This is a genomic window from Aquiflexum gelatinilyticum (assembly GCF_024741135.1).
In the GTDB taxonomy this organism is placed as follows: domain Bacteria; phylum Bacteroidota; class Bacteroidia; order Cytophagales; family Cyclobacteriaceae; genus Cognataquiflexum; species Cognataquiflexum gelatinilyticum.
Genome location: NZ_JANSUY010000002.1, coordinates 49,923 through 76,902 on the forward strand (window position 1 = coordinate 49,923; position 26,980 = coordinate 76,902).

Consider the following 26,980-nt stretch of genomic DNA (forward strand, 5'->3'; position numbering starts at 1 on the left):
GTCTACCGCCTGTCGTCGGGCAGGGATGTAAGGGATAGCTGAGTTTGCTTCTTTGAAATATAATAGGTAATCCATTTAATGACATCGTTGCCCATCCATATAAGCCTCTCATATCATGAAAAAATTCCAAAATCCTATATTTTTTAAAAATTTGACTGTTGCCTTTTTTTTGACTTTTATTTTTGGCTTCCAACATCTATTTGCCGAGACAAAAAAGCAACATGTCCTGATCGTACTTGCCCATCCCAATCCAGGAAGTTTCAACCATGCCATTTCCAAAACTGTGGAAGAAAGGTTGGTTCACAACGGTCATCAAGTCCGGGTTAGGGATCTTTATAAGATGGAATTCCAACCCGTACTTTCGCTCGAAGAGTGGAAGCGCTACGAATCACAAGCTGGGGAGACCCCTGCCGATGTCCAAGTGGAACAGACCGAAATCCAATGGGCGGATCACCTGATTCTGATTTATCCGACTTGGTGGTGGTCACCGCCGGCGATGATGAAAGGATATTTGGACCGGATATTTACGCCTGTATTTGCATTTGAAGCTGATGTGGAAGGAATCAGAGGAAAATTGAAAGACAAAAAAGTCAGTATCATTCAAACCACCGGTGCTGATGAAACATTTATCAAAGAAAACGGCATGGATGAATCCGTCAGGAAATTAATGGGGATCGGGATTTTTGGGTTTTGCGGCATGCAGGTCGCGCATCATGAGTTTTTGATGGGGATATCAGGGAAATCTTACGATGAACTCAAAGTTGTACTGACAGAGGTAGATGCAATGGTGAGTGAGTGGTTTTAACTAGTCCATAGTCGACAGTCCATGGTCAATAGTCTATGGTAGTCCACGGTCGACAGACCACGGTCAACAGCAAAAGGTCGTTCAATTGAAACACCCTCAATTGGTTAGAGAAGCCATTGCGATGTAATATTCCTCTCCCATTTTTTTTACCAGGAAATACAACTAATCCGGTATTTATATATATTTAACTCTTAAGGGATAGAACTAGGATTCCTCTCCAACACGGTGAAAACACGGTATAAACACGGTCAAAGTGTAAGGGGACTACTAAGGAGGGGTAAGGGAAGGTGTACTTTGATATAACGGAGCTATGGCTAAACTCGTAAGTTGGACCAAGTTTGTAGGTACTCTTGGTGGGATTACATTTTACCTGATGAACGGGAGTTATTTTGCCCGGCAGGCAAGACAAAAAAACAAGAAAAGGTATTGGTTGAGCAGGTTTTTTGTTGGAACCAAAAAGATGAATGATGAATTTGGAAGGGCTTCCACGCTCAGCTCATCATTCAGAAACTTGGCCCATCCTCTTTTGTATCAAATGGATACAGGTTATTTACATTCCCAACTCAGTGGGGCGTTTAGAAAAATTATGCTGACTGACGGCAAACATGGGCCGGGAAAAAGAACCCTTCTTGGTGGAGATGTCAGTCTATTTCGAGGAAAGGAATTTGCCAAGCAAGCCAAACTTCAAAACCTCTTGGGCCAAATGCCGACGATCCAATTAGACCAAGAAGCCGGTATGGTGAAACTTGATTTCTCTCAGGTAGGCTTTCTCAATCCCAAGGCCATACCTGCAGGGGCAAGTCATTTTCAAGTCAAGATTGGGCTTGTCCAAGTCCCCGAGAAACCAAAATTTAAGGGAAAATCCTTCCAAAGTAAATGAATTAAAGTTAAAAATAAATGAATGGGTTAGTATGACAAATTCCAAAATTCCAATTTAAAGGAATGAAAAGTCTAGGTCTTAGATTGGTTTGAATACAAATAAAAAAACACAAGATTGATTGGCAATAAATTAAACCACTGTTTTCTTAAATCAGTAGTTTTTTTATTCTCTTATCTACAATTAGAATATCCTGAGATCTACAAATCTCACTTTTTAGCCCTAGGTATTGGTCTACAAGAAATTCTCCTTTTGAGTTTGGGGATTTTTAAATTAAATTGTTAAATCACTAAATAACCACCGCCCACATGTTCAAAATCTCCTTCTTCCTAGCACTTACATCCTTTACAAGTTGGACACTGGAATGGGCACTCTATGAAATGAGGGAGCCAGTTAAAGTGAATTAAAAAGTTAAAACTAGAATTGACTATGTCAGCTTCAATTAAACCTGAAATTTTGAGAAAAAGAATCAGAATCCAAATACTAAGCTTGCTGCTTTTTATTGGTCTTGCACAGTCTGTTTTTTCCCAAAAACTCTATTGGATCAGAGCAGAAGGAGGAGAAAGAAACGAATATGTTTTTTTTAGAAAAGAATTTCAGTTACAAAATGAGGCCCAGCGGGCAGAAATTCACCTGTATGTTGATTCAAGGTATAATTTATATGTCAACGGACACTATTTGGGATTCGGTCCGGTAAGGTCCTATCATGCCCATCCTTATTTTGATACCTATGATTTATTGCCCTTTTTGAAAAAAGGAAAAAATGTCATTACTGTCTTGGCTATGAATAATGGAATGGAGACCTTCCAACTTTTTGATAATAAAGGAGCGGCGCTGTTTTGGGGAGAGATTCTTGCCGGGTCAGAAAAAATCAGTCTTGATATCAAGTCTTGGAAAGCAAAAAAATCTGCCGGCTATGACCAAACTACCCCAAGATTTTCTTTTGCCAAAGGTCCTATAGAAAGTTGGGATGTAAGCAAAGATAAGGGTTGGAATACCGCAGGAACTTCTTCCGACGGTTGGCAAACCCCGGTACCCGTTGCCAATCATGCCAATTGGGGGCAAATGGCCCCAAGACCAATACCTTACCTCACCAAGGAAGATGTCAGAGCTTTGAGAGTAATGGGTGCTTATCCACTCAAAAATGAAGAAGATATTTACACATTCAGGGTGCCAGCTCCTGATTTGGATATAGAAGAATATTCAATTGGTCATCCGGGCTTGGCCTACACCTATATTTATTCTCCCAAAAAACAAAAAGTAAATGCCGGCTTATGGTGGGGAGAGTATTTTTTGAATGGAAATAAGATCAATCCCAAAAAAACCGAAAATGTGAGCTATCATCGTCAGGAGTTTGATTTGGAGCTCAATCCTGGATGGAATGAATTATTGGTTCGGAATAAAGTCATCTGGGGAACTTGGGATTTTTACCTTTCAATTCCTTCAAATCTCGGTCTTGCGGTTTCTCCTTCAAAAAAAATGGATGATGCTGATTGGTTTCATTCCTTCGTGCCTTTGGAATCTGCCTTGGAAAAAGAAATTGACAAACTTGATTTGAAAATTGGCATTGAAAAAGCAAAAGAAAACTTTCCTAATCAATGGCGATCCCATAATCGGCAAGAAAACACCAATCCGGCAAAGGATTTGGCCTGGATGGAGGCCGATTTGGCAAAACCGCTTTTCCCTTCTAGTGCATTTTTAGAGCCCCTTATATTCGAAGAAAATCCAACCGGAATTTGTTTTTTCTTTGATATGGGGGAAATGCAACTGGGACAGTTTTTTGTAGAGGGGGATTTTCCAGAGGGGAGCATGATCGACATTGGTTTTTCGGAAGAACTCAATCAGGAAGGTTTGCCTTGGTTATATAAAAGGCACCAAGTGGGTGCAGGATTGAGATTTGTGGCAGACGGTGATCAAAAAAGGTATCAATCCTTCAAGCCCTACGGCGCCCGCTACCTGAAAGTCACCGTCAGAAATAATCAGACTCCCTTTCGACTGGAAAATATCGGAATGATCCGGCAAGTGTATCCTTTCGAAACTTTAGGTTCGTTTTCTTCTTCAGACCCTTTGCTTGACCGAATTTGGGAAGCCTCTTGGCGGACATTACTGCTCTGCGCTGAAGATTCTTACACGGATACACCATTCCGGGAAAGAGGGCTCTATGCGGGAGATATGATACCGCAAATGGCAATAACCCAGGCAGTAAGCGGAGATTTACGTTTGGTTAAACATTCCTTAAACCTATTTCAGGACATGTATCGGCCTCAAATGTGGGAGGGTGCTGCCAACAGGCATGAGGATTATGTTTTTTCTTCCCTGATTGCCTTGGATGAATACGCCAAACTTTCCGGAGATTGGGATTTCGTAAAGGAGCATTATAAAAACTATAAATCATTGATCGGTCAATATCAAAACCGATATGAAAATGGATTGGTCAAAACAGACAATGTTTTCATTGAGTGGACCACAATCAATAAAAAAGATGCAGTGATGACTGCCTTCGAAGCGCTTTATTATTACAGTTTGCAAAGATTAGCGGAATGGGCAAATCATTTTGGTTTCCAACAGGATAAAGAAGCCTATATTCAAGAAGCGACTTTACTAAAGGAAAATGTTAATTCCAAGCTTTGGGATTCCTCTCAACAAAATTATGTTGACGGAATCAAAGCAGGTTCAATCTTGGAAGAAAAACATATCACTTCCACGATTTGGCCTACACTGATGGGGGTCACTGAACCGAAAGATCAAGAAGTAATAATTGATTGGTTGAAAGAAGAAATCTTGGATATAGGACAGGATACTAGAAAAGAAAAAATATCTCCATACAGTTCCTTCTACCTTTTTGCCTTGCTGTATAAGTTTGAGCAATCCGAGTCAGTGGAAAATTTTATCCGAAAGCATTGGGGACCTATGGCTCTGCACAATGACAGACCTACCATTTGGGAAAATTTTGATGTGGTAAATTCTGATATCGGTACTTCCAGTCACGCCTGGAGCGGGCATCCTCTATTTTTCTTTGCGACGGAGACGCTAGGCGTTAATCTGGGGTTTTTCAAGGATTTCAATCCTGATCTCATTGAAATACAACCTCAGTCTGAAGCACTTTCATGGGCAAAAGGCACTGTGGTACATCCATTGGGACCTGTGGAAGTGGATTGGAGAATTGAAGGAGAAAACCTTTTTCTGAATTATTCAGCACCTCCGGGAGCAAAGGTTTCAGTAAAACCAAAAGGAAAACTCGGTAAACTTAATCTAGTCCTTAATTCAACAAGGTGATAAACGAAGAAAAGAATTCATCAATTTTTAGATCACAAGTTATCTGCATACCCTCCCAATATGGAGATCCAAAACCGAAGATTCCTATCGCAAATGGCTAAACAGAAAATAAAAACTTTAACTTACCATGAAGACATTTCAACTGCTGAATAAGCTATTTGCAAGATTATTCATCCTCAGTGCAATATTCCTTAATCTTCCGGTTAGGCATGTATCTGCCCAAAATGAAAAACCTAACATTTTGCTTATTGCTATCGATGATCTGAACGATTGGGTTGGGTACTTGGGGGGACACCTCATGGTTCAGACTCCAAATATTGACCGACTGGCAGCAAGTGGAATTGCATTTACGAATGCCCACGTACAAGCCCCATTATGTAACCCATCAAGATCAAGTATTTTGACAGGTTTGAGACCAACCACCACCGGGATATATGCCTTGGGCCCTTGGTTCAGAGACCTGGAAGGTTATAAGGACCTCGTCACGCTTCCACAATATTTTGAGAAGAACGGTTATGAAACCATGGCGACTGGCAAAATCTTTCACGATGCTTTTCCACCAAAGGAAGAAAGAAGAAATGGAACGGAATTTAGTGTTTGGGGATTTCATGGCGGGTTTTTCCCGAGGCCTGAAGAACCATTTGTAAAAAATACAGGGCACCCCTTGGTCGATTGGGGAGTTTATCCCGAAACAGATTCCCTACAGGATGATAGGAAAGTCACAGATTGGGCTATTGAACAATTGGAAAACAGGCCGGAAAACAAACCCTTTTTCCTTTCTGTGGGGATTCGGCATCCGCATGTACCTTTATATGCTTCACAAAAATGGTTTGACCTTTATCCTGAAGAGGAACTGCTTTTGCCGGAAACCAAGGATAAAGACAGAGAAGATATTCCTCCTTTTTCATGGTATCTACATTGGAATCTTCCTGAACCAAGGCTGGCTTGGCTCGAAATGAACCATCAATGGAAACCAAAAGTACGGGCCTATCTGGCAAGCGTAAGTTTTGCCGATATGCTGGTAGGCAGGTTGTTGGATACTTTGGAAAAAGAAGGGTTGACTGAAAATACCTTAGTAGTACTGTTTTCAGATCATGGTTACCATTTAGGTACAAAAGGAATTACAGGAAAAAATTCGCTTTGGCATGAATCAACGAGGGTACCCTTTATTTTTTCAGGACCGGGAATTCCTGAAAAAGGAAAATTAAATGATGCACCGGTGGAACTGCTTGATCTTTATCCCACATTGATCGCCTTTGCTGGATTACCAAATAAAGATGGGCTGGATGGACAGTCCCTTATACCGCTCCTTACGGATATTGGGTATAGGCGTGAATCTCCGGCTATCTGTACCCATGGCCCTGATAATCATGTGATCGTAACTGAGGAATGGCGATTTATCCAATATGCGGACGGTTCCAGAGAACTTTATAACAGAAAAAATGATCAAAATGAATGGCATAATCTAGCTATATTGGAAGAATATATTCCTACAATGGATAAGCTTTCGAATTATTTGCCAAAAAGTGCAAAACCGGCACCTGGCAGCAAGACGAGATTGATAGAAATGATTGATGGAATGCCTTATTGGGAAGGGAAAATAATTCCTCATGGGGCAAATGTTTCAATGAAGAAGGATTAAGGCTTTTTCAAATTTTTAAAACTCAAGGGTTGGACCTATTAAGAAATAATTTAAAACACTTTACTGCTTTCAATTTATTTAATCAGGTGGATATGTTTAAGCTAAATAAAAACCGCATTACAACGACTTGATAAAATATAAATAACAATAGATGGATTGGTATATTATATAACCACTGTTTCAAAGAAGCAGTGGTTTTTTTGATTTATGTGCAAGTGGAGCCACATCTGGGTGTAGAATGGTTAAGTCACCTGCTCTGGGCGTAATCAAATAATCCATCGGGTCTGGTCGTAAAAAGATGTAAATGCCAGACCTAATTTGTAATCTCACCTTCTTATTCAAGTGAATTTGTTATTCAATTCATTCCAGTCTCATTTATTGGTAATTTTAGATTATTCAAGGTAATCTTTAACCTCAGCCTTCCCTGTTTTTAGTTTAAACTCCATTCCATACTTTATCTTTTCGCTCCCAATCCTGATATCAATCCAGACCTGGGACATCGCTTTTTTTTCCCTGGGCGGCGGTGCATGGGAATTAGCATGAGTACGAGAATTGGATAAGCACGTTGCACGGGGTTATTAATATTTCAGTCCGCCGCGGTGGACTGTTGGTCTAAGGGAATCTAAGTATAGAATTTGGAATGGGATACAAATTCTTCCAACTTCCATCAATTTAAAGCACAAAAAAAACATACTATTTCTTGTATCCTTGTAGTAGCAGGAACAGCCCCTATAGCCATCACGGGCCGAATCCCGATTCTCGGGACAGATACTGTGACCTTCGGATCTTTTCATTTTCTAAAATATGGGCATAAAAAAAAACCAAGCATTTCTGCTTGGCTTAGAGTAGCGGGGATTGGACTCAAAACAATGTCCGCCGTGGCGGATATGAGCAGGACGAGCTGAAAGATATAAAAAAAAAGGATACTATTTCTAGTATCCTTCGGTGTAGCGGGAACAGGACTCGAAACAATGTCCGCCGCGGCGGATATGAGCACGACGGGCTGAAAGAAATAAAATAAAAAAGGATACTATTTCTAGTATCCTTCGGTGTAGCGGGAACAGGACTCGAACCTGTGACCTTCGGGTTATGAGCCCGACGAGCTACCAACTGCTCCATCCCGCGATATATGTTTTTCTTAGAGAAATCTATGTGAAAACAGCCTTTTGCCGTAATTGTGGTACAAAGGTAAGGACATATTCTCTAAAATCAAGTACCTTTGCAGAAAAAAATTATTGTCATGACCGAAAACACACACAAAGCAGGCTTTGTAAACATCATTGGGAAGCCCAATGTAGGCAAATCCACGCTCATGAATGTGCTTATCGGTGAGCGACTTTCGATCATCTCTTCCAAGGCACAGACCACCCGTCACCGCATTATGGGACTCATCAATGACGAGCACTATCAGATTGTATTTTCTGATACTCCCGGCATGCTGAAGCCCAAATACGAGCTTCACAAAAGCATGATGAGTTTTGTCCACATGTCATTGGAAGACGCAGATGTGATTCTTTTCGTAACCGATCTATATGAATCCGACGAGGAAATAGAAGACGTAATTGAAAAGATCAACCATTCCGGAGTTCCTGTACTTCTTGTGATCAATAAAATTGACCTCTCCAAAGAAGGCCAACTTGAAAAGGTGACAGAATATTGGACCCAAAGAATCAAAGCAGATACCGTGATCCCCATTTCTGCCACCGAAAGTTTCAACACCGAACGCATTCTCCAGGAAATCCTCGACAGGCTTCCCTATCACGCACCCTTCTATGATAAGGATGAACTTACCGACAAGCCGGAGCGTTTCTTTGCTTCCGAAATCATCCGTGAGAAAATCTTCATCAACTACAAAAAGGAAATCCCTTACAGCACCGAAGTCTCCATCGAAGACTTTTTCGAAGAAGAAAATATCATCCGCATCCGGGCAGTCATCTATGTAGAGCGAGACAGCCAAAAAGGCATCATCATCGGTGAAGGCGGCAAGGCGCTCAAAAGGGTTGGAACCCAGGCGAGGCACGAAATGGAAAAATTCTTTGGCAAAAAAATCTTCCTCGAAACCTTCGTCAAGGTGGAAGATGACTGGAGAAAGGATAAAAATAAATTGAGAAAATTTGGTTACGACCAATAATAAAATAACAAAATGGCAAATATAGTAGCAATAGTTGGGCGGCCGAATGTAGGCAAATCTACCTTTTTCAATAGGTTGGTAGAGGAGAGAAAGGCCATTGAGGACAATGTCAGCGGGGTGACCCGTGATAGGCATTATGGCCATGCACAGTGGGGAGGAAAGTATTTTTCTGTCATTGATACCGGTGGATACGTGATCGGTTCGGATGATGTCTTTGAAGCTGAGATCAGAAAACAAGTGAAGTTGGCCATAGAAGAAGCCAATGTCATTCTCTTTGTGGTAGACTGCCTAGATGGATTGACAGATTTGGATAAGGATTTTGCGGCGGAGCTCCGTGCTTCCAAGAAGCCCATCTATATCGTAGCCAACAAGGCTGACAGCCCGGAGAAATCCATGTTAGCAGCAGAGTTTTATGGTTTGGGTTTGGGAGACAATGATGTCTACCCAATTGCAGCCGTAAGTGGAAGCGGAACAGGTGACTTGCTGGATGAGGTGATCAAACATTTTCCCGATGAGGGCGAAGAAGATCCGGATGCCGGGATACCCAAGATCGCTATTTTGGGTAGACCCAATGTGGGAAAATCCTCTTTCCTAAATGCCCTTTTGGGACAAGAAAGGTCCATCGTGACCGATGAGGCAGGCACTACGAGAGATGCCATCCACACAAGGTACAAACTCTTTGGTCAGGACTTTATCATCACGGATACAGCAGGAATCAGGAAAAAAGCGAAGGTAAAAGAGGACATTGAGTTTTATTCCGTGATGCGCTCTTTGAGGACTTTGGAAGAATCCGATGTGCTGATCATTATCATTGATGCCACGAGGGGTTTGGAAGCACAGGATGTGAATTTGATTTCCTTGGGAATCAAAAACAACAAAGGCATTGTCATCATGGTCAATAAGTGGGATCTGATCGAAAAAGACCACAAGACCATGGACAAGATCAAAAAGGAGATGATCGAAAAGTTGGGTGAAAACAAGTGGATCCCGATCATTTTCACTTCAGTGGAAGAAAAGCAGCGGATCATGCAAGCCATTGAACTGGCGGTAAAGGTCTATGAAAACAAGACCAAAAAGGTGACTACTTCAAAATTGAATGACATCATGTTGCCGGAAATTGAGAAATACCCACCACCCGCTTGGAAAGGAAAATACATCAAGATCAAATATATTACCCAACTCCCTACTAAAAACCCGGTATTCGCATTCTTCTGTAACCTGCCTCAGTACATCAAAGATCCCTATAACAGGTATCTGGAAAACAGGATCCGTGAGAATTTCGATTTTGAGGGTGTTCCGATCAAAATTACTTATAAAAAGAAATAAAATTAATTTTTGATGGATTGCTTGACAATGGGATAAATGGTATTACCTTTGCGTGCTGATTTAAAAATCCAGACAAAAAATTATGAAAAAGGTATTTGCAATGTTCGCTGTAGCAGGTTTGTTATTCACTGCTTCTTGCGGAAACAAAGAAGTTACAGAAGAAGCTACTGAAGAAGTAGAAGTTGTCATCGAAGAAACTGAAGAGGCTGTTGAAGAGACAGTTGAAGAAGCTACTGAAGAAGTAGAAGGTGCAGTTGAAGGTGCTACTGAAGAAGTTAAAGAAGTGGTAGAAGGTTAATTTCTTCTCACTATCAAGAAAGTCCCGCAGAAATGTGGGACTTTTTTTTTGCTTTGTTTTATATTCATGCGATGGATAGAGACTTGAAGTTTTTGGAGGCTTTCAGGAAACACGTACCGGCCACTGCGGCGGAATATTGCTTTCAATTGTGGAAGGAGTTTCCCTTCAACTTTTATATTACAAAAACCCGGCAAACCAAACTCGGGGATTTCAGGTACCGAAGAGATCAAAAAATCCAGACGATTACTATCAATCATGACCTGAACCCATACCAGTTTTTGATCACCTATGTTCATGAGGTAGCCCATCACAGGGCTTTTGATAAATTTGGATTGAATATCAAACCACATGGTAGGGAATGGAAGACGCAATTCCAATCACTCATTTCTCCTATTCTAAATGAGGAGGTTTTCCCAAAAGAAATCCTCATTCCATTGAAAAGGCATATGGCAAACCCAAAAGCGAGTTCTGGGGCAGACCTTTTTTTGAGTAAGTCTTTGAAGAAATTTGAGAATAATATGAGTTTGGAAATTTCTTTATTGGCTGATTTGACTCCGGGTTCTTTTTTTGAATTGCAGGGAAGGGCATTCCAAAAAGAATTGACAAGACGTACGCGGGTCCTCTGCCAAGAGTTAAAAACAGGGAGGAAGTATTTGATTTCAGCCCATGCTGAAGTAAAGAAAATTGAAAAAAGCTAAGATTTTTCTTCTCCAATCTGATTTTCCTCTTGGGAAAAATCCTTAGGCTGTGGCAAGTCCGTCAAGGTGTTGATACCAAAATATTCCATGAATTTTTCACTTGTCCCATAAAGCAAGGCCCGTCCGACACTTTCTGATTTTCCTTTGATGGTGATAAGTTCTTTCTCCAGAAGTTTTTGGATAGAGTAATCACAATTGACGCCTCTGATGTGTTCGATTTCAGTTTTGGTCACCGGCTGCTTGTAGGCAATGATGGACAGCGTTTCGAGTTGGGCGGTAGACAGCCGTTTGTGGGATTGCTGCTTTAGCAGTATTGAAATACTCGCCTGATAGGCAGGTTTTGTCAAGAACTGATACCCTCCGGCAAGATTTTCTAAGGCAAAGGAAAAGTCTTCATGGCTGTATTTTTTCCCCAAAACCTCAATGGCCTCCAAAATATGGGCAACAGGAACCTCAGATTCAAACATCTCCGTCAGGCATTTTTGAATTTCTTCAATACCCAACGGAGACGGTGAACAGAAAATCAGTGCTTCTATATGCTTTGGTAAAAAGTCCAATTATTTCTTGGCAAGCTTGGCTTCAATAGAATGCATCGTGTGAGGAACAGCTCTCAATCTCTCTTTGGAAATCAATTTACCAGTATCCACACAAACCCCATAAGTCCCGTTTTTGATTCTGATCAAAGCATTTTCCAGGTTGATGATGAATTTCTGCTGTCTTGCAGCCAACTGATTCAGATTTTCTCTTTCCAAAGTGTCTGCCCCGTCTTCAAGAAGTTTTGAGGTAGATGCCGTAAAATCTGTACCGCTGTCATTTTTCTTGCTTAAAGTTTCTTTAAGGGAAATAAGTTCTTCTTTGGCGATTGCCACTTTTTTTAAAATAATATCTTCAAACTCCTTCAATTCTTCAGGAGAATATGCGGTCTTTCCTTCTTGATTCATAATTTTCTATTTTGGTTTTTTATCCCAATCAAGGTTGGGGTGATTGAAAAGTTCCCTAAAATACACTTACCTGAGTAAAATCAAAAATTATAAAAAATTAATATGTGTATGATGGTAAATGCACCTACCAGAATTAACATTAAAAATGATCTTAAAGCAAAAGAAAATCGATCCTCATTTTTATAACTGCTTTTTTTCATAGCCAAAAAAAGTACCCAATCCCGAAAGATTTCCGGACAAGACGGCGTAAATCTATACACGCCCAAGGCCGGGGCCGGCCTCAAGAAGGTTCGGAATCGTTCCTCCTTAGCTTGAACAAATGAGGTTCAGATTTAATTAGGGGATTTCGAAATAAGTCCGAAATGTGAAAAGATGCGGATACCCATAAAAATTATATCGCGATTTTTATTGGGTGAGGAGATTACGCAACCTTTTTTCCAATAACTTTTCATCCAAATAAAGGCGGTATTTGATACTCAACAATCTTTGGATTGATTTTAAACTTTTTCCTTTTTGGATAAAATAGGTTTTTAATATTTGGGAGACTATATCAGGCTTCATCTGTTCAGGTTTTTTTGGCTTCTTCTAAATTACTGATTTTGTGGAATTAATTACCACAATCACTGGAATTTTGTACCGACAACCACTGTTTTTCTGATTTGATCCACATTCCCTTCAAGGTCAAATATCTCGACCCAAATAATATATATGCCCGCTCTGACTTTTGCTCCGTTAGATTGGGTGCCATCCCAAAGATAGAACCCATCATTTCCCCAAACTGCATTTTGGACCAACTCCCTAACCAAGGTACCATCTACTCCATAAATCCTTATCGTAGCTAGCTTTCCCGGTTGGTCAGATTTATAACTGATTGTGGTATAAGGTTGTGTTCCTGGAGCGTCCGGCACAAATACTTTTGGATCTACCTCTATTCCCAATTGACTGTTCCCTTCATACACATTGGAATTTTGGTAACCCGGAGTAGCAAATCCCTCTGTGGAAGATGCAGAGTGCCAATTGTTCGGATTATCGATAGGCTGAAAAGGCGAAAGCCTCTCCAAGGAAATCCCTTTGGTCTCCTTCAAGAGTCTGTGATGCATTTTATCTGAATAGCTCAAAACCTCTGAAATGGTTTCATCAGGACTCAGAAATACCACATTTCCTTCAGAAATCGGATAGCTGGGAATCGATGAAAATTCCACAAACCTACCTTCCCTGCTTTTTGGATATTCCTGTTTGAGTTTTTCGGAGTCTGTGGTAAAGACTAGAAAAGAATTCGGTGCGATTAAAAATTCCTCATTGAATAATACGCGCCTGTTGGCCACCTGATTTTCATCATCGAGGTTGGCCAATTTCCAATCCTTCAAATTGATGTATTTTTGAGAGGAATTGTATATCTCTACAAATTTTGGTGCACCTGTTCGGGGATTAAATAGTATCTCATTCAGTACCAAATCTCCAGATTGAGCAAATGAAGGGATAACAAAAAATACTTTTTGGTCTGATTCAAACAGGTTTCCTGTACAATCTCTCAGGTTAGAAACATTGGATTCATAATAAATCCCCTCCTGAATATTTTGCTCAAACTCCAATACCAGTTCATTTGGACTTCCTCCTATCATAAAATTTTTGATTGGAATTGAAGGTTTGAATTCGAAAGCCGTAAGGCTGATATTCTGATTCAGGATTTTGGAAAATTCCAAAACCACAGTTTTTTCTCCCATCACTTTTGATTGTAGAAATTTGAGTGGAATCAAATCCGGTATTTCCTCAAAAACTGAGTTTGGTTTTCCGGGTGTACCTCTCTTTGGATCTATTGAAGGCTTGAGGTTGGTGCTGATATTGCAATCTAAATATGGATTGACTACTTCCAAGCTATATCCTCCCTGCGCGAAAACACTGCTGCCAAATGTAGCGGTACTGTAAGCAAGGCTGTCGATCACATTGTCTTCACCGTCTAGGATTTTTACCTGATCTCCAGAATTTAACAAGGTCGGCCAACTGGTCAATCCCAACACCGGTCCAAAATTCCCGAATTGAGAAGCTGAGGTCCTTGGGGTTAGGATGAGATATTCATTGGGACCAAGGAAAAAGGCCGGAAGTGTCGTTTTCCTTTTGGAATTTGCCAACTGCATCCCTCCCAAATAAATGCTCTGCTCTCCGGGATTGAACAGTTCGATATATTCTACATTCGGTAAGGAATTTCCGGTACGAGGGGCCGGCATGATTTCATTGATGACCAAATCTTTGAAGTTGATCTTGGTAGGTGAATCAAAAAGGAAAGTAAAGGATTGATTGCTTAAAAAATTCCCGTTCAAATCAGCGATTCCATTTATTTGAAAGTTGTATTCTTGGTCTACTTCAAAATCAAAACCCCATTCAATCAATGCTTGGTTGCCGTTTTGAAACAATAAAACTGAATTTGGATTGCTACTTGAGATGGAATAATTGGAAAGGATAGATGCAAAAACCACATCCAATGGCTCTGAAAAAACCCCCAATATTTTGTTTGTGGAAACAGGGATTACATTTACCAATGAAGGGTGTGTTATGTCCCATACAAAATCTCTGGAGGAACCGGGGATAGGATAACCTCGTTCTGTTGACCTTGCGGGAAGGTTCAACGTGTAGACGATACTTTCCTCAAATGGCAGATTGCTTTTTAATTCGATTTCTTTTGACGTAGGAAAACTAGTCTCAAAGGTAAATTCCGGGTTTTCCAAAATCTCATAATCATGATCTTTTTGGCTCAATGAAACATGGTGCTTAATTTGGATGGTCTGATTATCGATCAGCACCATTTCCTCCACAAAATCATCGTAGACCAAACTTTTTAAGTCAATTTCAGGATTTTGGGTACCATTTAAGTTTTGGAGGTTTGAAATTGAGATTTGGAAAATACCCTTCAAAGGCAATTCCTCCGATAAGTCCAACAAGACTTCAAATCCATTGGGTGACAATTCCACATTGGTGGGGTTTTTCCCGTTGATTAAAAAATTGGAAGTTTGGCTTACTGAAGCAGGCAGAAAAAATTGACTGAAGTTGATGGCGATTTGATCTGCCTTGGGAACCCGGACATTTCCCATTTTGATATAGGAATTGTCAAGTTCAAATTCAATCTCCTCAGTAACCCTCCCATCTTTATCCTCCATATTCTCCAAAAGGATGGGGACTTTTGCATTTTCAATCAAAGCATTTGAAAAAACTACAAACGAAGAATCTGTTGGGCTCAATAATTCAGTAATCTGATAAGGACCGATAGTAACCTGTTCTTTGGATATGGATTTTATTTCCCTGTCTAAAATAATTTCAAAGGAAAAAGGCGTTGACAATACGGCTTTCTTGATCTGAATGGGATCAATGATTTCATCCCCGTCAAAAATCCCAAAATCATCCATAAAAAACCTAGCAGAAGAACCTGTTCCCGGACCATATTTCACTTCGATTTTGACGACAAGCTCCGGTAAATCATAATAGTCTTCGGGAATTGGGATTTCGAAGAGCTTGTATTCGGTGTTCTGATTGGGAAATGTCTGGGCGTTTCCAACATTTGTCAGGTTCTGAAATGTATCAAACGCCGATTTGGCAAAAGAAATTTCGACTCCTGCCGGCCTGTTTCCTGTTCCATTTTGTTCCGATTTTGCAAAAAATGCGATTTTCGGCTCAAACTTTCCCTGTGTCTCTGTTTTAAAATATATGATCCCATTGAAGGAACTGATGGGTTGCACAGCCAAGGCTTTTGAGCCAAGACGTCCTTTCCCTGATGCCTGAAAAACCCTTGCAGCAGTACTCCTTACTTCAATAGCAGACCAATTTTCTAAAAATTCTGCAGGATGATTGACTATGGCAAAACTTTCCTCAAAGTCCTGAACTTGGGAATATCCTTTGCCCAAGCCGAACATTCCCTCAAAGAGTGTGGTTAATAGAAGGACTTTGATAAAAAACCGGGATTCCATAAGATTAAAAATAAAGAACCGGCAATAGTCAATCCGATTTGAAACGTTTAAGTCGGATAAATTTCAAACACCGCAAAAAATGATCTGAATTATTGAAAATAAAGCAATTATCTATTGAGTTGCTGTCATTATTGAGAATTCTTGACTTACCTTTGCGGTTCAATTTTAAAAAACAATCCAAAAACAAAATGAAACTAGCCGTTGTAGGAGCTACCGGATTGGTAGGCTCAGAAATCCTCGAGGTGCTGGAAGAGCACCAATTTCCATTTGATGAATTACTCCTTGTCGCGAGCGAAAGATCCGCTGGCAAAAAGATGACTTTTAAGGGTAAGGAATACACGGTAATTGGATTGAAACAGGCTGTTTCTGAGAAGCCGGACGTTGCGATCTTTTCCGCCGGAGGAAGCACTTCTTTGGAATGGGCGCCGCAATTTGCCGAAGTCGGAACGATCGTGATCGACAACTCTTCTGCATGGAGAATGGATCCGAGCAAAAAATTGGTGGTTCCTGAAATCAACGCCAAAGACTTAAGAATTGACGACCGAATCATTGCCAATCCAAACTGTTCTACGATACAGATGGTGTTGGCTTTGAATCCATTGAGGTTGAAATATGGTATCAAAAGAATCGTGGTATCCACTTACCAGTCAGTAACCGGAACAGGCAAAGCAGCTGTCGACCAAATGATGGCTGAGCGTGCGGGAGTTCCTGCGGAAATGGTTTATCCACATAAAATTGACCTGAATGTATTGCCTCATATTGATGTCTTCCAGCCAAACGGTTATACCAAGGAAGAGATGAAGATGATCAATGAGACCAAAAAAATCTTCAATGACAACAGCATCCAAGTGACTGCCACCACAGTAAGAATCCCGACGATGGGCGGACATTCTGAAGCAGTCAATGTGGAATTTCATAATGACTTTGATTTGAATGAGGTGAGGGCAATCCTTTCCAATACGCCTGGAGTCATTGTTCAGGACGATCCTGCCAACAATGTCTATCCGATGCCATTGACTGCGCATAAAAAAGATGAGGTTTTTGTGGGAAGGTTAAGAAGGGATGAATCCCAACCGAATACATTGAACATGTGGATCGTGGCCGATAACCTGAGAAAAGGCGCGGCTACCAATGCTGTTCAGATAGCAGAATACCTGATGGAACACAGCATGGCGTAATTGATTAATTCGTCTCATGATTTTGAGGCATGGTATGAATTCCACATTTTTGTCAGGCTATGGCCATTGAGAATTATACAGATGCATTGAAAAAATTTGTGCAGGACCACCAATCGGAGGATCCTGCACAATTGCTTTTTGCCTATTCGGGAAAGACCGATTTTGACCTCAAAGCGGCTGTACAGCAGATCCAGTCCCGGCAGAAAGCCAAACACAAACTCCCTTCCTGGTCCACCAATCAAGACCTTCTTTTTCCTGTCAGTCTTTCTTTGGAGCAGGCTTCTTCGGAAGAAACCGCCAGATATAAATCTGCTTTGGTCAAAGGGAAAACAATGATTGACCTGACCGGAGGATTTGGCGTAGACACTTTTTTCCTTTCTGAAAACTTTCAAAAAGCCGTTTATTGTGAGAGAAACGGAGAATTGGCAGCCATCGTCAAGTACAATTTTGACGTGCTCAAACCAAGAAAATTTGAGATTGTAGAAGGTGATTCTTTGGCATATTTTTCCAAATCAGGTGAAGTCTTTGACTTGACCTATGTCGATCCTGCGAGAAGGGGTGAACATAATCAGAAGCTGTACAAACTGGCTGACTGCGAGCCGGACATTGTGGGCAATTGGCGCCTCCTCCAATCGAAGTCCATTGGCATTATGATCAAAGCGTCCCCGATGTTGGATATCAAGCAGGCGTTGCATGAAATTCCTGAGATACAGAAAGTATGGGTTATTTCAGTCAAAAATGAAGTCAAGGAAGTTTTGCTCCATTGGGAAAAAGGAAAAGAAGCCGCGGAAAGAATTATCAATGCGGTCGATTTGCAGTTCGATGGTCCAAAGGGATTTTCCTTTACTTACGAAGAGGAGGAATCAAGCGAGAGCATATTCGGAGATGTGGGTAAATTCCTGATCGAGCCCTATGCTTCGGTTTTGAAAGCCGGGGCATTCAGGAGTTTTGGAAAAAGGTTTGGACTGAAAAAGCTTCATCCCAATTCCCATCTGTATACCTGTGAGGATTTACCTGAGAAAATTCCTGGAAGGATATTCGAAGTAATCCAAGAAATCAGCAATCCCAAAAAAGAGCTGAAGCAACTATTCCCTGTAGGAAAAGTCAATGTCATTACTAGAAATTACGCTTTATCTGCCGATGAACTCAAGAAAAAATACAAGCTCCAAGACGGCGGAAAGGAATTCCTGATCGGGACAAGAGTGGGAGAAAAGTTTGGGTTGTTTTATTGTAGGACAATTTTTTAAAAAAAGGTTTCACAATTGGATGCAAAGGATTTAGAACTTCCCTGTTTTTGGCGAAAACATTAATTTTCTCTAAGCATTTTCTCGGCCAAAAACCGGAACCACTGTTTTGGTTTCTGACCCCGAGTTTCGTGCCTCACTCGGGGCTACACAAATTTGATCCCTATGGGATCATTCGCCCCAAGGTTGGTGAAGTGAATGAGATAATCAACTTTGCCAAGAAACTTAATTATCTGTGTCCATCTGTGAAATCTGTGGTTAAAAAACTCTTAAACTCTTGAAAGCTATTGCCCATCTCCAAAACTTGCTTTTTGCCTTTCATAAAGGCCATCAATCTCTCAGGGATAGGCAAGTCAATACCCAAAGTTTCATCGACCACGGATTTGAATTTAGCAGGATGGGCGGTTTCCAAGAAAATGCCGACATATTCACCAGGATTCATTTTCATGTAATTCCTCAATCCCAAATAGCCCACAGCACCATGTGGATCCATGATATATCCCGTTTCTTCCTTGATTTGGACCATGGCTTTTTGGGTATCCACGTCATCAAAATAGAAGCCTTTTACTTTCTCCCGAAACAACTTTTCATCATTGCCATACAGTGCCAAAAGCCTGTTAAAGTTACTTGGATTACCGACATCCATGCTGTTACTGATGGTGGCAACTGAAGGCTTGGATTGAAATGGGTTTCCCTCCAAAAAATCGGGGACAACCCGGTTCACATTGGTAGAAGCGATAAATGTGTCTATCGGCAAACCCATTCTTTCAGCCAAAATCCCTGCTCCGAGATTTCCAAAATTCCCACTTGGAACGGAGATAGCTAATTTTTTATTGTTCTTTGGAAGTCGGGAAAAGGCATAGAAATAATACAGACACTGTGGAATCCACCTAGCCACATTGATGGAATTGGCGGAAGTTAGGAGCATTTTTTGGTTGAGTTCGACATCGGAAAAGGCCTGTTTGACCAAAGTCTGACAGTCATCAAATACACCATCCACCTCAAGGGCGGTCACGTTTTCTCCCAAGGTGGTAAACTGCATTTCCTGCAATTTGCTCACTTTCCCTTTTGGATACAGGACAATGACCTCAACTCCATTTACTTTAAAAAATCCATTGGCAACAGCACTTCCCGTATCCCCAGATGTCGCCACCAAAACTCGGATTTTCCTTTCTTCCCCTTCCATCAGGATTGCCATCAACTTGGAGCAAAACCTCGCCCCAAAATCCTTGAATGCCAATGTCGGTCCGTGAAACAATTCCAATGCGTATACATCCTCCTCCACTTTTACCAATGGCGCATCAAAAGCCAAGGTATGGTCAACCAATTCTTTGATCTGATCCCTGGTCAAATCACCAATGAATAGTGCTCCGATCACTTCAAATCCGATTTCCCGGAAAGACATTTTCGGCAAGTTCTCAAAGAACTCCTTTGGCAAAACCGGAATTTCCGTAGGCATATACAATCCCTGATCCGGAGCAAGTCCTTTGACCACGGCATCTTTGAGGCTGACTATATGGTTGGGGTTGTTGGTGCTGTAGAAGTGCATAAAGGGTTGTAATTGTTGTAGTGGTTGTAATTGTTGTCAGGCTGTCTGCTACGCGTTATCAGATTGGGGATCCGTCATTCTGAGTGGAGCGAAGAATCTCTTGGTTGTAATTGTTGTCTGCTGCGCGTTGTCAGGTTGTCGGGTTATCGGGTTAGGTTGGTTGTATTGTTATCTAGTCCCGTCATTCTTCATTACGAATTCACCATTCTGAAATTATCAGCTCTCGTTTCTCGCTTCTCGCATCTCGCTTCTTGATACTTGATACTTTTATCTTGATACTATGAATGCTCCCCGCTTATTCACTTCCGAGACATACACATCGACACCAAGGCCGATTTTTTGGAATACTTCTTTGGCTTTTTCACCTGCCTCATGTGCGATGTCACCATTTGGAGAAAGGACAAATATGGTCGGTCCTGAACCTGATATTCCCGAGCCCAAAGACCCGATGGACTTGATTGCATCCCGCAATTCATAAAATCCCGGAATCAGCAATGCACGGGAAGGCTCTGCGATGACATCTTTCAATGACCTGCTGAGCAAAGCCAAGTCTGACTTATACAATGCCGCTATAAACCCGGCAATATTTCCTGATTGCATCACGGACTCTTTTAAAGAAATCTGTTTGCGCAGTACACTTCTCGAATCGGATGTTTTCAATTCAATATGGGGATGTACCAAGGTACAGAAAATGCCTTCGGGAACCGGAAGCTTCACCATATCCAATGGATCATAATCCCTGATCAACACAAAACCTCCCAAAATAGAAGGTGCAACATTGTCCGCATGGGCCGAACCGCAAGCGATCCGCTCTGATTCCATTGCAAATGGAACCAACTCTTCTTTGGTAAATGGATTGCCCAAAAGCACATTCGCAGCTTCCAATGCCGCTGCAGCACTTGCAGCCGAGGAACCCATTCCTGAACCAAGCGGCAATCCTTTTTCAAGGAAAATATCAATGCCTTGCTTCGAACCCAATTTGTTGAGCATGGCCTGAATGGCTACAGAACAGGTATTCTTCTCCGGTTCCAAAGGAAGTTTTCCTTCATCCCCTTCGATTCCTGTTACTCTCAATATCCCCTCCTGATTGAATGAAACCGACACCTTGTCGCCCAATCTATCGATGGCAAATCCCAGGATATCAAATCCGCAGGACACATTGGCGACAGTTGCCGGGGCGAAAGCAGTTACGGATTGTCCCATTATCTGGAGAAATTACCCAACCGTATCACATCTGCAAATACACCGGCGGCTGTCACATCTGCACCTGCACCCGGACCTCTGATGATCATCGGGAAGTCATGGTAGCGCTCTGTGGTAAACAAGATCATATTGTCAGATCCTTTCAAAGTATAAAAAGGATGCGTGCTGTCAAGAGAATTCAAACCCACTTTTGCTTTGCCGTTTTCCAAAGTTGCCATAAACCTGAGCTTCTCACCTTTGGATTTGGCGGTTTCCAGCATTTGGGCAAACTCACCATCGTGCGCTTGAAGTTTGACAAAAAACTCGTCTATTGAGGCTGTTTCCCTGCAATCTTCCGGTACCATACTTTGAATAGTAATATCTTCAAAGTGTAAGTCCTGCTCGGCTTCCCTTCCCAAAATCAGGATTTTTCTACCCACATCCATGCCACTCAAATCATCCCTTGGATCCGGTTCGGTATAGCCTTTTTCCTTGGCAACTTTGACCACTTCCGAAAAAGGCGCTCCTTTTTCCAATTCGCTGAAAATATAATTCATCGATCCGCTCAGCACTGCTTCTATCCGCAACACCTTGTCTCCGCTCAGCATGAGGTCCTGAAGGGTGTTGATGACCGGAAGGCCTGCAGCCACGTTGGTTTCATAGAGAAACTTCACTCCCCGCTTGTAAGCGAGTTTTTTCAAGGATTTGTAATTCTCCAATGAACCTGAGTTGGCTTTTTTGTTTGGAGTGACAATGGCTACTTTGGCTTCCAAAACCTGTTCGTAAGTATCTGCCACTTCCTGACTTGCAGTACAATCCACAAAAACCGTGTTGGAGAAGTTCATGTCCTCCATCTGTTTGATGAACTTCTGCAAATCCATTGGCTGTGCACCTTTGGCGTCTTCAGGTGCAGGGCAATTAGCCAGGTCAAAACCATCTTCATGGAAAGCCATGAATCTTGAATTGGCAATGCCGTGGATCTGCACATCCAAATCGTTTTCTTTTTGAAGTTTCTTTCTTTGCAGGGAAATCATCTTGATCAAAGCCTTTCCTATCAATCCAACTCCCACCAAAAAGACGTGCAACACTTTGTTTTCTGAAAGGAAAAATGCCTCATGGAGCGCGTTAAGGGCTTTTTGAAGGTCAGCTTGGGAGACTACCGCAGAGATATTCAATTCTGAGCTTCCCTGAGCAATGGCGTATACGTTGACATTGTTTCTGCCCAAAGCCATAAACATCCTGCCACTCGCACCGGGATTGTGTTTCATGTTTTCTCCCACTGCCGCTACTACCGCCATCTCAGAAACCACCACAACAGGATCCATTTCCCCGTTTCGGATTTCATTGATAAATTCCTTTTCTATTCCTTCTTTGGCCAAAGCCACTTCATTGGTTTTGATCGCTACGCAAATGCTATGTTCGGAAGAAGCCTGACTGATCAAAATAATATTGACTCCTGCGTCTGCCAAAGCCCCAAAAACCCTCCTGCTTACGCCTACCACCTCCATCAACCCCGCTCCCTGAATATTCAAAAGCGATATTCCTGCCAAAGAAGAAATCCCCTTGATCAGTTTTCCGGTTGGCGCGTCACTGTTGATCAGGGTTCCAGGATGCTCTGGTTCAAAGGTATTTTTGATATAAATCGGAATTCCCTTGCGCATCGCAGGTTGCATGGTAGCCGGAAAAATCACTTTAGCCCCAAAGTGGGAAAGCTCCATGGCCTCGTTGTACGTCAACTGTGGAATAGTGAAAGCGGAATATACGAGCCTTGGATCCGAAGTCATCACGCCGGACACATCTGTCCAAATCTCCAATGTATCTGCAGTAAGCGCTGAGGCAAAAATCGCAGCAGTATAGTCCGAGCCACTTCTGCCTAGCGTGGTGGTTTCGCCTTTTTCGGTTGAGGCCACAAAGCCAGTGATGATTTTCATCCCGGGATGGGAATGAAAGTAATCCTGAATTAAGTCATTGGTGACCGGAAAATCCACCTTGGCATTCCCAAAGCGGTTATTGGTACGGATGACCTCTCTTGCATCAAGGTAGTGGGTATTCAAACCTTCGACTTTCAAGGCTTCTGCCAAAACAAAAGCCGACAGCCTTTCGCCAAAACTCCCCACATAATCCAAAGTCTTTGGAGAACATTCTTTGATCAGGTAAATACCGTGGAAAAGGTCCTCCAATTCATTGAAGCGAACTTTGACGTAAGTCAGGACTGTGGATTGCTGCTGAATTGGTATCAGTTGCCTGACCAAATCATAATGCCTGTCTTCCAAAACCTTGATCTCATCGGTGTAGGATTTGTCACCTTCGCGGGCCTTGACCGCACTGCGGAGCAAAACTTCCGTGACGCCTCCCAATGCAGAAAAAACAACTGCAATTTCATCCTTTTTGGCCTGTTTCTTAATGATCTGAAACACCTTCCGGATATTTTCCTGATTGGCTACTGACGATCCTCCGAATTTTAAGATTTTCATAAAAATGAATTTTTTGATTTTGGCGTATATAATATGCTGTTGAGGTCCAAAATGGACCTAAAGATAAGGGGTCTATATGGATTTGAAAACGGGAATTAACCCGTAATGGTGGTGGTGGTAAAAAACATGGAGGTACATCCACCCAAAACACAGCTGTCTCCTGCAAGGGAGAGGTTCAAATTGATGAGTTCATTTGCTGTGAAAAACATAGAATGCTTTTTTTGATGCGGCAATCTTAAGGACAATTTCCCGAAATGCAAAAATGTTTTGTTGTTATTTTAAAGAATTGAGACTTTTATTACCATTTTATCAGTCAAAATGAAAAAATCTTAATATAAATTTAACCATAAAGCCAGAATAATATTTGGAAAAGGAAAACAGCTAGGTCTGCAGGTAAGCGCTATTTTTATTTCGTCCCAAAAAAATCTTCCCGAAAGGGACTGAACACATCGATCAACACCCCCGGCTCGATGCACACCACTCTATGCATCACATGTGGCTTGACATAATACCCTTCCCCGGTTTTGATCCTTTTGGTTTCCGTACCAATGGTCATATCAAAAACACCGCTTTCCACATACGTCACCTGACTATGAGGGTGGCTGTGTAGCTTACCGACCGCGCCAGCCTCAAATTTGACTTTGACCATCATGACCTGCTCATCATGACCATACATTTTCCTTTGGATTCCCTGATCGGCCTCCTCCCAAGGTAATTCGTTTTCAATTTGAAATGGCGTAATTGTCATCAGGTTAAAATAAAGGATTGAAATTTGATTTTTTTGGAATTCCGTCACTAAATTAGGTCAACTCTTCACATGTAATCTTATGAAAAAATTATCAGGTATCCTTATTTTGACGATTTTATTGGGTTTATCTTCCTGTAGCTCGGTTGGAAATTTGAACCCGCTGAGTCTTTTGACCGGAAACAATTGGGTGCTGAACTCCATGTTGGGAAAAGCATTGGATCCTGCAAAGTTTGCCGGAGGCTTACCTTTTCTCAATTTTCAGGAAGGTGGAAAATTGGCAGGGTTTGCCGGATGCAATAATTTCAACGGCAACTTCAACCTTGAGGGAACTTCCCTCAAATTAGATCCAGGAGCCATGACCAGAAAAGCCTGTCCGGGAGATGGAGAAAAAGATTTCACCTCCGCCCTGTCCCAAGTGGCCAACTTCAAAGTCAACAAAAACAAACTAACCTTACTCGACGGGGCCGCCAAAGAACTGATGAGTTTTATTCCGCAGGCGAAACCCTAAAGAAAAAGATATTGATGGATATTTGATATTTTGGTGGATATTGGACCGAAGTGGAAGTTAAAGTAGAATTTGATGTTTTCCGAGCAAGAAAGGGAATAACAAAAAAATCGGAGATGGATTTTATTTCGTCTTCGATAACCTTATAACCTTCCAACTTTTTAACCTTCTAACATTTTCAACCTCTACTTCCTCACCCTACTCCACACCTTCGTGGTAAATCTCGGTCTGTCTTCCATCACATTGAGGTCGTCTTCACTGATTCTTTTGACGCTTTCGATGGTGTAGAATGCTTTGTCGTTGATCGACTTTACTTTTCCGATAAAGCCAGTGAGGTCATCCCGCTTCATGACCGTGAAGAGTAAATTCACTTTTCCATAACGTCCTTCAGCACCCACAGAGGTAAACCTGAAATTCTTTTCTTTCATGTATTCAATCAAAGCCGGCATGGGTTCAGGAGTAATCACACGAACCAAAACTCTTCCCAAAGCGAGTTTTTCTTCGATGGTCATCCCAACGAATGTTCCCATCGCAAAGCCTCCTGCGTAAGCCACATAGGACATGGGATTGTTGACATTCTGAAAAATCTGCCCAATAGCCAAAAGCCAGATCAAGGACTCGAAAAAACCCAAAATTGGCGCGATTTTCTTTTTGCCGTTCATGACAAACATGATCCTGAGCGTATTGATAGACACATCCATCACCCTAGCGCAGAATATCAGGAAAGGCATAATCAGGTAATTGAATACTTCAGGTGGAATTCCCATTGAAGTAAAGTACTCTTGCATCGCAATTTATTTTTATTTACAAAGGTAACAGCTTCACAAGTTGGAAACGTTGGAAACCAAAGAATATTCTTTGATTTTTGTCCACTGTCCACAGACCACGGACGACAATAGGCTAAACTGAACACCAAGCCATTAAACTTTAAAGGAGATTTTGACAATTCGCTTTTTCGAAATCAGATGACTTTGGCAACTCCAGATTTTGATCCAAAATAGATAAACAGAACCGAACAGGTAAGCATCAGGTAAATCAAAAAATCCCAATCGTGAAAAATATCGAAAGTAATCCCAAAAACTAGCGGCCCCAAAGCTGCAAGGTAATAGCCGGTGGATTGGACCATTCCTGAAAGTGAGGCGGTGGTTTTTTGATGGTGGGTTCGCAATCCGATCAGGGTATAGGCAAGGGAGACACTTGAACCCAATCCCAATCCCGCCAAGGCAAGTCCGGCATAATTCACCCAATGTGTTTGACTGAAAAGTGAGGAAAAACCGATCAGATACATGCAACCTATCACCACGACGATGCCGACTTGGTCCTTGAACCGAACCGCAATCATCGGAGCCAAAAATGATCCGATCAGTCCGATCATCTGCATGATAGAAAGAATCAATCCAGCCTCAACTGCTGAAAACCCCCTCGAAACCAGCATGTCAGGAAGCCAGGCAATGATGGTGAAATACAGCAAAGACTGCACGCCCATAAATAGGCAGATGTTCCATGCCAAGCTCGATTTCCAGACATTTACCTTTGCATGGGTATCTGCAGTCTTTTTGTTTTTGGGATGAAGCTTGACCTGAGGCCACCAAATCAAAATCCCCAATACCAATAATCCCGCCCAAGTCAACAGCGATCCTCTCCATCCCCAACCCAAGTCAATGGCCATCGGGGCAGAAATTCCGGATGCCACGGCAGCAAATAAACTCATACCTGTGGTATAGGATGCAGTAATCAGCCCGATCTGGGTTGGCAAAAGGTGCTTGATCAAGGGAATCAACAACACATTGCAGATGACAATCCCGATTCCGGTCAGGCCTGTTCCGATAAAAAGCAATTCCGGTCCGCCCTGAACCCTTATGACTGTTCCTAAAAGGATCAGGACCAAGGCATAAAGGATGGCTTTTGAATTGCCGAGTTGCTTTCCTATGGCTGCCGAAAAAAGAGAAAAAGTCGCAAAAGTAAGCAGCGGCAAGGTGGTGAGAAATCCTGCCCAACCATTGGAAAGGCCCAAATCCTCCCGGATCATTGGAATCAATGGTCCGACGGCGGTGATCGAAGGCCTCAGATTAAAGGAAACCAACAAAATCCCCAAGATCAGGAACCAAGGTTTTTTGTAGAAGGGTTGGGGTTTGGGAGTCAACTAAGGC

General features: G+C 41.9%; 21 protein-coding genes and 1 tRNA gene. 12 read left to right on the forward strand and 10 right to left on the reverse strand.

The genetic code is table 11. The features are described 5' to 3' along the window. The first annotated feature begins 115 nt into the window (after positions 1–115). From NU887_RS04095 to NU887_RS04115, 5 genes are all read left to right on the forward strand, one after another. Positions 116–805, forward strand: a complete 690-nt coding sequence (locus NU887_RS04095) for an NAD(P)H-dependent oxidoreductase (RefSeq protein ID WP_258422093.1) — start codon at positions 116–118, stop codon at positions 803–805. A gap of 310 nt (positions 806–1,115) precedes the next feature. Then, entirely contained in the window at positions 1,116–1,685 is a 570-nt protein-coding gene (locus tag NU887_RS04100; RefSeq protein ID WP_258422094.1) for a hypothetical protein, read from the forward strand. 426 nt (positions 1,686–2,111) lie between these two features. After that, positions 2,112–4,958 (forward strand): family 78 glycoside hydrolase catalytic domain, encoded by a 2,847-nt coding sequence (locus NU887_RS04105; protein ID WP_258422095.1) that lies wholly within the window; start codon positions 2,112–2,114, stop codon positions 4,956–4,958. Between the two features lie 127 nt (positions 4,959–5,085). Next, entirely contained in the window at positions 5,086–6,600 is a 1,515-nt protein-coding gene (locus tag NU887_RS04110; RefSeq protein ID WP_258422096.1) for a sulfatase, read from the forward strand. A gap of 635 nt (positions 6,601–7,235) precedes the next feature. Continuing rightward, a complete protein-coding gene (locus NU887_RS04115) occupies positions 7,236–7,505 on the forward strand; it encodes a hypothetical protein (protein WP_258422097.1) in 270 nt (89 codons plus the stop codon). 147 nt (positions 7,506–7,652) lie between these two features. On the opposite strand, the gene NU887_RS04120 is transcribed toward NU887_RS04115, so the two are convergent. After that, positions 7,653–7,725 (reverse strand) — tRNA-Met (locus NU887_RS04120). A gap of 115 nt (positions 7,726–7,840) precedes the next feature. On the opposite strand from NU887_RS04120, the gene era reads away from it, so the two are divergent. The 4 genes from era (at position 7,841) to NU887_RS04140 (ending at position 11,053) form a co-directional block, all read left to right on the forward strand. Then, positions 7,841–8,731: a GTPase Era gene (gene era / locus NU887_RS04125; RefSeq protein ID WP_258422098.1), complete on the forward strand. Its 891-nt coding sequence runs from the start codon at positions 7,841–7,843 to the stop codon at positions 8,729–8,731. 12 nt (positions 8,732–8,743) lie between these two features. After that, positions 8,744–10,057 carry a ribosome biogenesis GTPase Der gene (gene der, locus NU887_RS04130; protein WP_258422099.1) on the forward strand — a complete coding sequence of 438 codons (1,314 nt, stop codon included), beginning with the start codon at positions 8,744–8,746 and terminating at the stop codon, positions 10,055–10,057. An 82-nt stretch (positions 10,058–10,139) separates the two neighbouring features. Further along, positions 10,140–10,355, forward strand: coding sequence for a hypothetical protein (locus tag NU887_RS04135; protein WP_241143828.1), 216 nt, complete (start codon positions 10,140–10,142; stop codon positions 10,353–10,355). Between the two features lie 32 nt (positions 10,356–10,387). After that, positions 10,388–11,053 carry a SprT-like domain-containing protein gene (locus NU887_RS04140; protein WP_258422100.1) on the forward strand — a complete coding sequence of 222 codons (666 nt, stop codon included), beginning with the start codon at positions 10,388–10,390 and terminating at the stop codon, positions 11,051–11,053. On the opposite strand, the gene scpB is transcribed toward NU887_RS04140, so the two are convergent. From scpB to NU887_RS04155, 3 genes are all read right to left on the reverse strand, one after another. After that, positions 11,050–11,610: an SMC-Scp complex subunit ScpB gene (scpB, locus tag NU887_RS04145; protein ID WP_258422101.1), complete on the reverse strand. Its 561-nt coding sequence runs from the start codon at positions 11,608–11,610 to the stop codon at positions 11,050–11,052. The two genes, NU887_RS04140 and scpB, sit on opposite strands and share 4 nt — an antisense overlap. Then, on the reverse strand, positions 11,611–11,994 hold the full coding sequence (locus tag NU887_RS04150; protein WP_258422102.1) for a TraR/DksA family transcriptional regulator: 384 nt from the start codon (positions 11,992–11,994) through the stop codon (positions 11,611–11,613). A gap of 620 nt (positions 11,995–12,614) precedes the next feature. Beyond that, on the reverse strand, positions 12,615–15,950 hold the full coding sequence (locus NU887_RS04155; RefSeq protein ID WP_258422103.1) for a lamin tail domain-containing protein: 3,336 nt from the start codon (positions 15,948–15,950) through the stop codon (positions 12,615–12,617). Between the two features lie 188 nt (positions 15,951–16,138). Here NU887_RS04155 and NU887_RS04160 point away from each other — a divergent pair, with 188 nt between their 5' ends. Both NU887_RS04160 and NU887_RS04165 read left to right on the forward strand, forming a co-directional pair. Continuing rightward, complete coding sequence (locus NU887_RS04160; protein WP_258422104.1) at positions 16,139–17,128, forward strand: aspartate-semialdehyde dehydrogenase; 990 nt, start codon at positions 16,139–16,141, stop codon at positions 17,126–17,128. Between the two features lie 59 nt (positions 17,129–17,187). Then, positions 17,188–18,375 carry a class I SAM-dependent methyltransferase gene (locus tag NU887_RS04165; RefSeq protein WP_258422105.1) on the forward strand — a complete coding sequence of 396 codons (1,188 nt, stop codon included), beginning with the start codon at positions 17,188–17,190 and terminating at the stop codon, positions 18,373–18,375. Between the two features lie 226 nt (positions 18,376–18,601). Here NU887_RS04165 and thrC read toward each other — a convergent pair whose 3' ends face one another. The 4 genes from thrC to NU887_RS04185 form a co-directional block, all read right to left on the reverse strand. Continuing rightward, positions 18,602–19,921: a threonine synthase gene (thrC, locus tag NU887_RS04170; RefSeq protein ID WP_258422106.1), complete on the reverse strand. Its 1,320-nt coding sequence runs from the start codon at positions 19,919–19,921 to the stop codon at positions 18,602–18,604. Positions 19,922–20,188: 267 nt separating this feature from the next. After that, entirely contained in the window at positions 20,189–21,124 is a 936-nt protein-coding gene (locus NU887_RS04175; protein WP_258422107.1) for a homoserine kinase, read from the reverse strand. Continuing rightward, positions 21,124–23,577: a bifunctional aspartate kinase/homoserine dehydrogenase I gene (gene thrA / locus NU887_RS04180; protein WP_258422108.1), complete on the reverse strand. Its 2,454-nt coding sequence runs from the start codon at positions 23,575–23,577 to the stop codon at positions 21,124–21,126. Before thrA ends, NU887_RS04175 begins: the two co-directional genes overlap by 1 nt. A gap of 406 nt (positions 23,578–23,983) precedes the next feature. Further along, the gene (locus NU887_RS04185; protein ID WP_258422109.1) at positions 23,984–24,325 is read right to left on the reverse strand and encodes a cupin domain-containing protein; all 342 of its coding nucleotides are present in this window, start codon (positions 24,323–24,325) and stop codon (positions 23,984–23,986) included. A gap of 79 nt (positions 24,326–24,404) precedes the next feature. On the opposite strand from NU887_RS04185, the gene NU887_RS04190 reads away from it, so the two are divergent. Next, positions 24,405–24,833, forward strand: coding sequence for an META domain-containing protein (locus NU887_RS04190; RefSeq protein WP_258422110.1), 429 nt, complete (start codon positions 24,405–24,407; stop codon positions 24,831–24,833). 182 nt (positions 24,834–25,015) lie between these two features. Here the strand turns inward: NU887_RS04190 and NU887_RS04195 are convergent, their stop codons facing one another. After that, entirely contained in the window at positions 25,016–25,618 is a 603-nt protein-coding gene (locus tag NU887_RS04195; RefSeq protein WP_258422111.1) for a DUF2179 domain-containing protein, read from the reverse strand. A gap of 173 nt (positions 25,619–25,791) precedes the next feature. After that, positions 25,792–26,973, reverse strand: coding sequence for a CynX/NimT family MFS transporter (locus NU887_RS04200; RefSeq protein ID WP_258422112.1), 1,182 nt, complete (start codon positions 26,971–26,973; stop codon positions 25,792–25,794). Between the last annotated feature and the right edge of the window lie 7 nt (positions 26,974–26,980).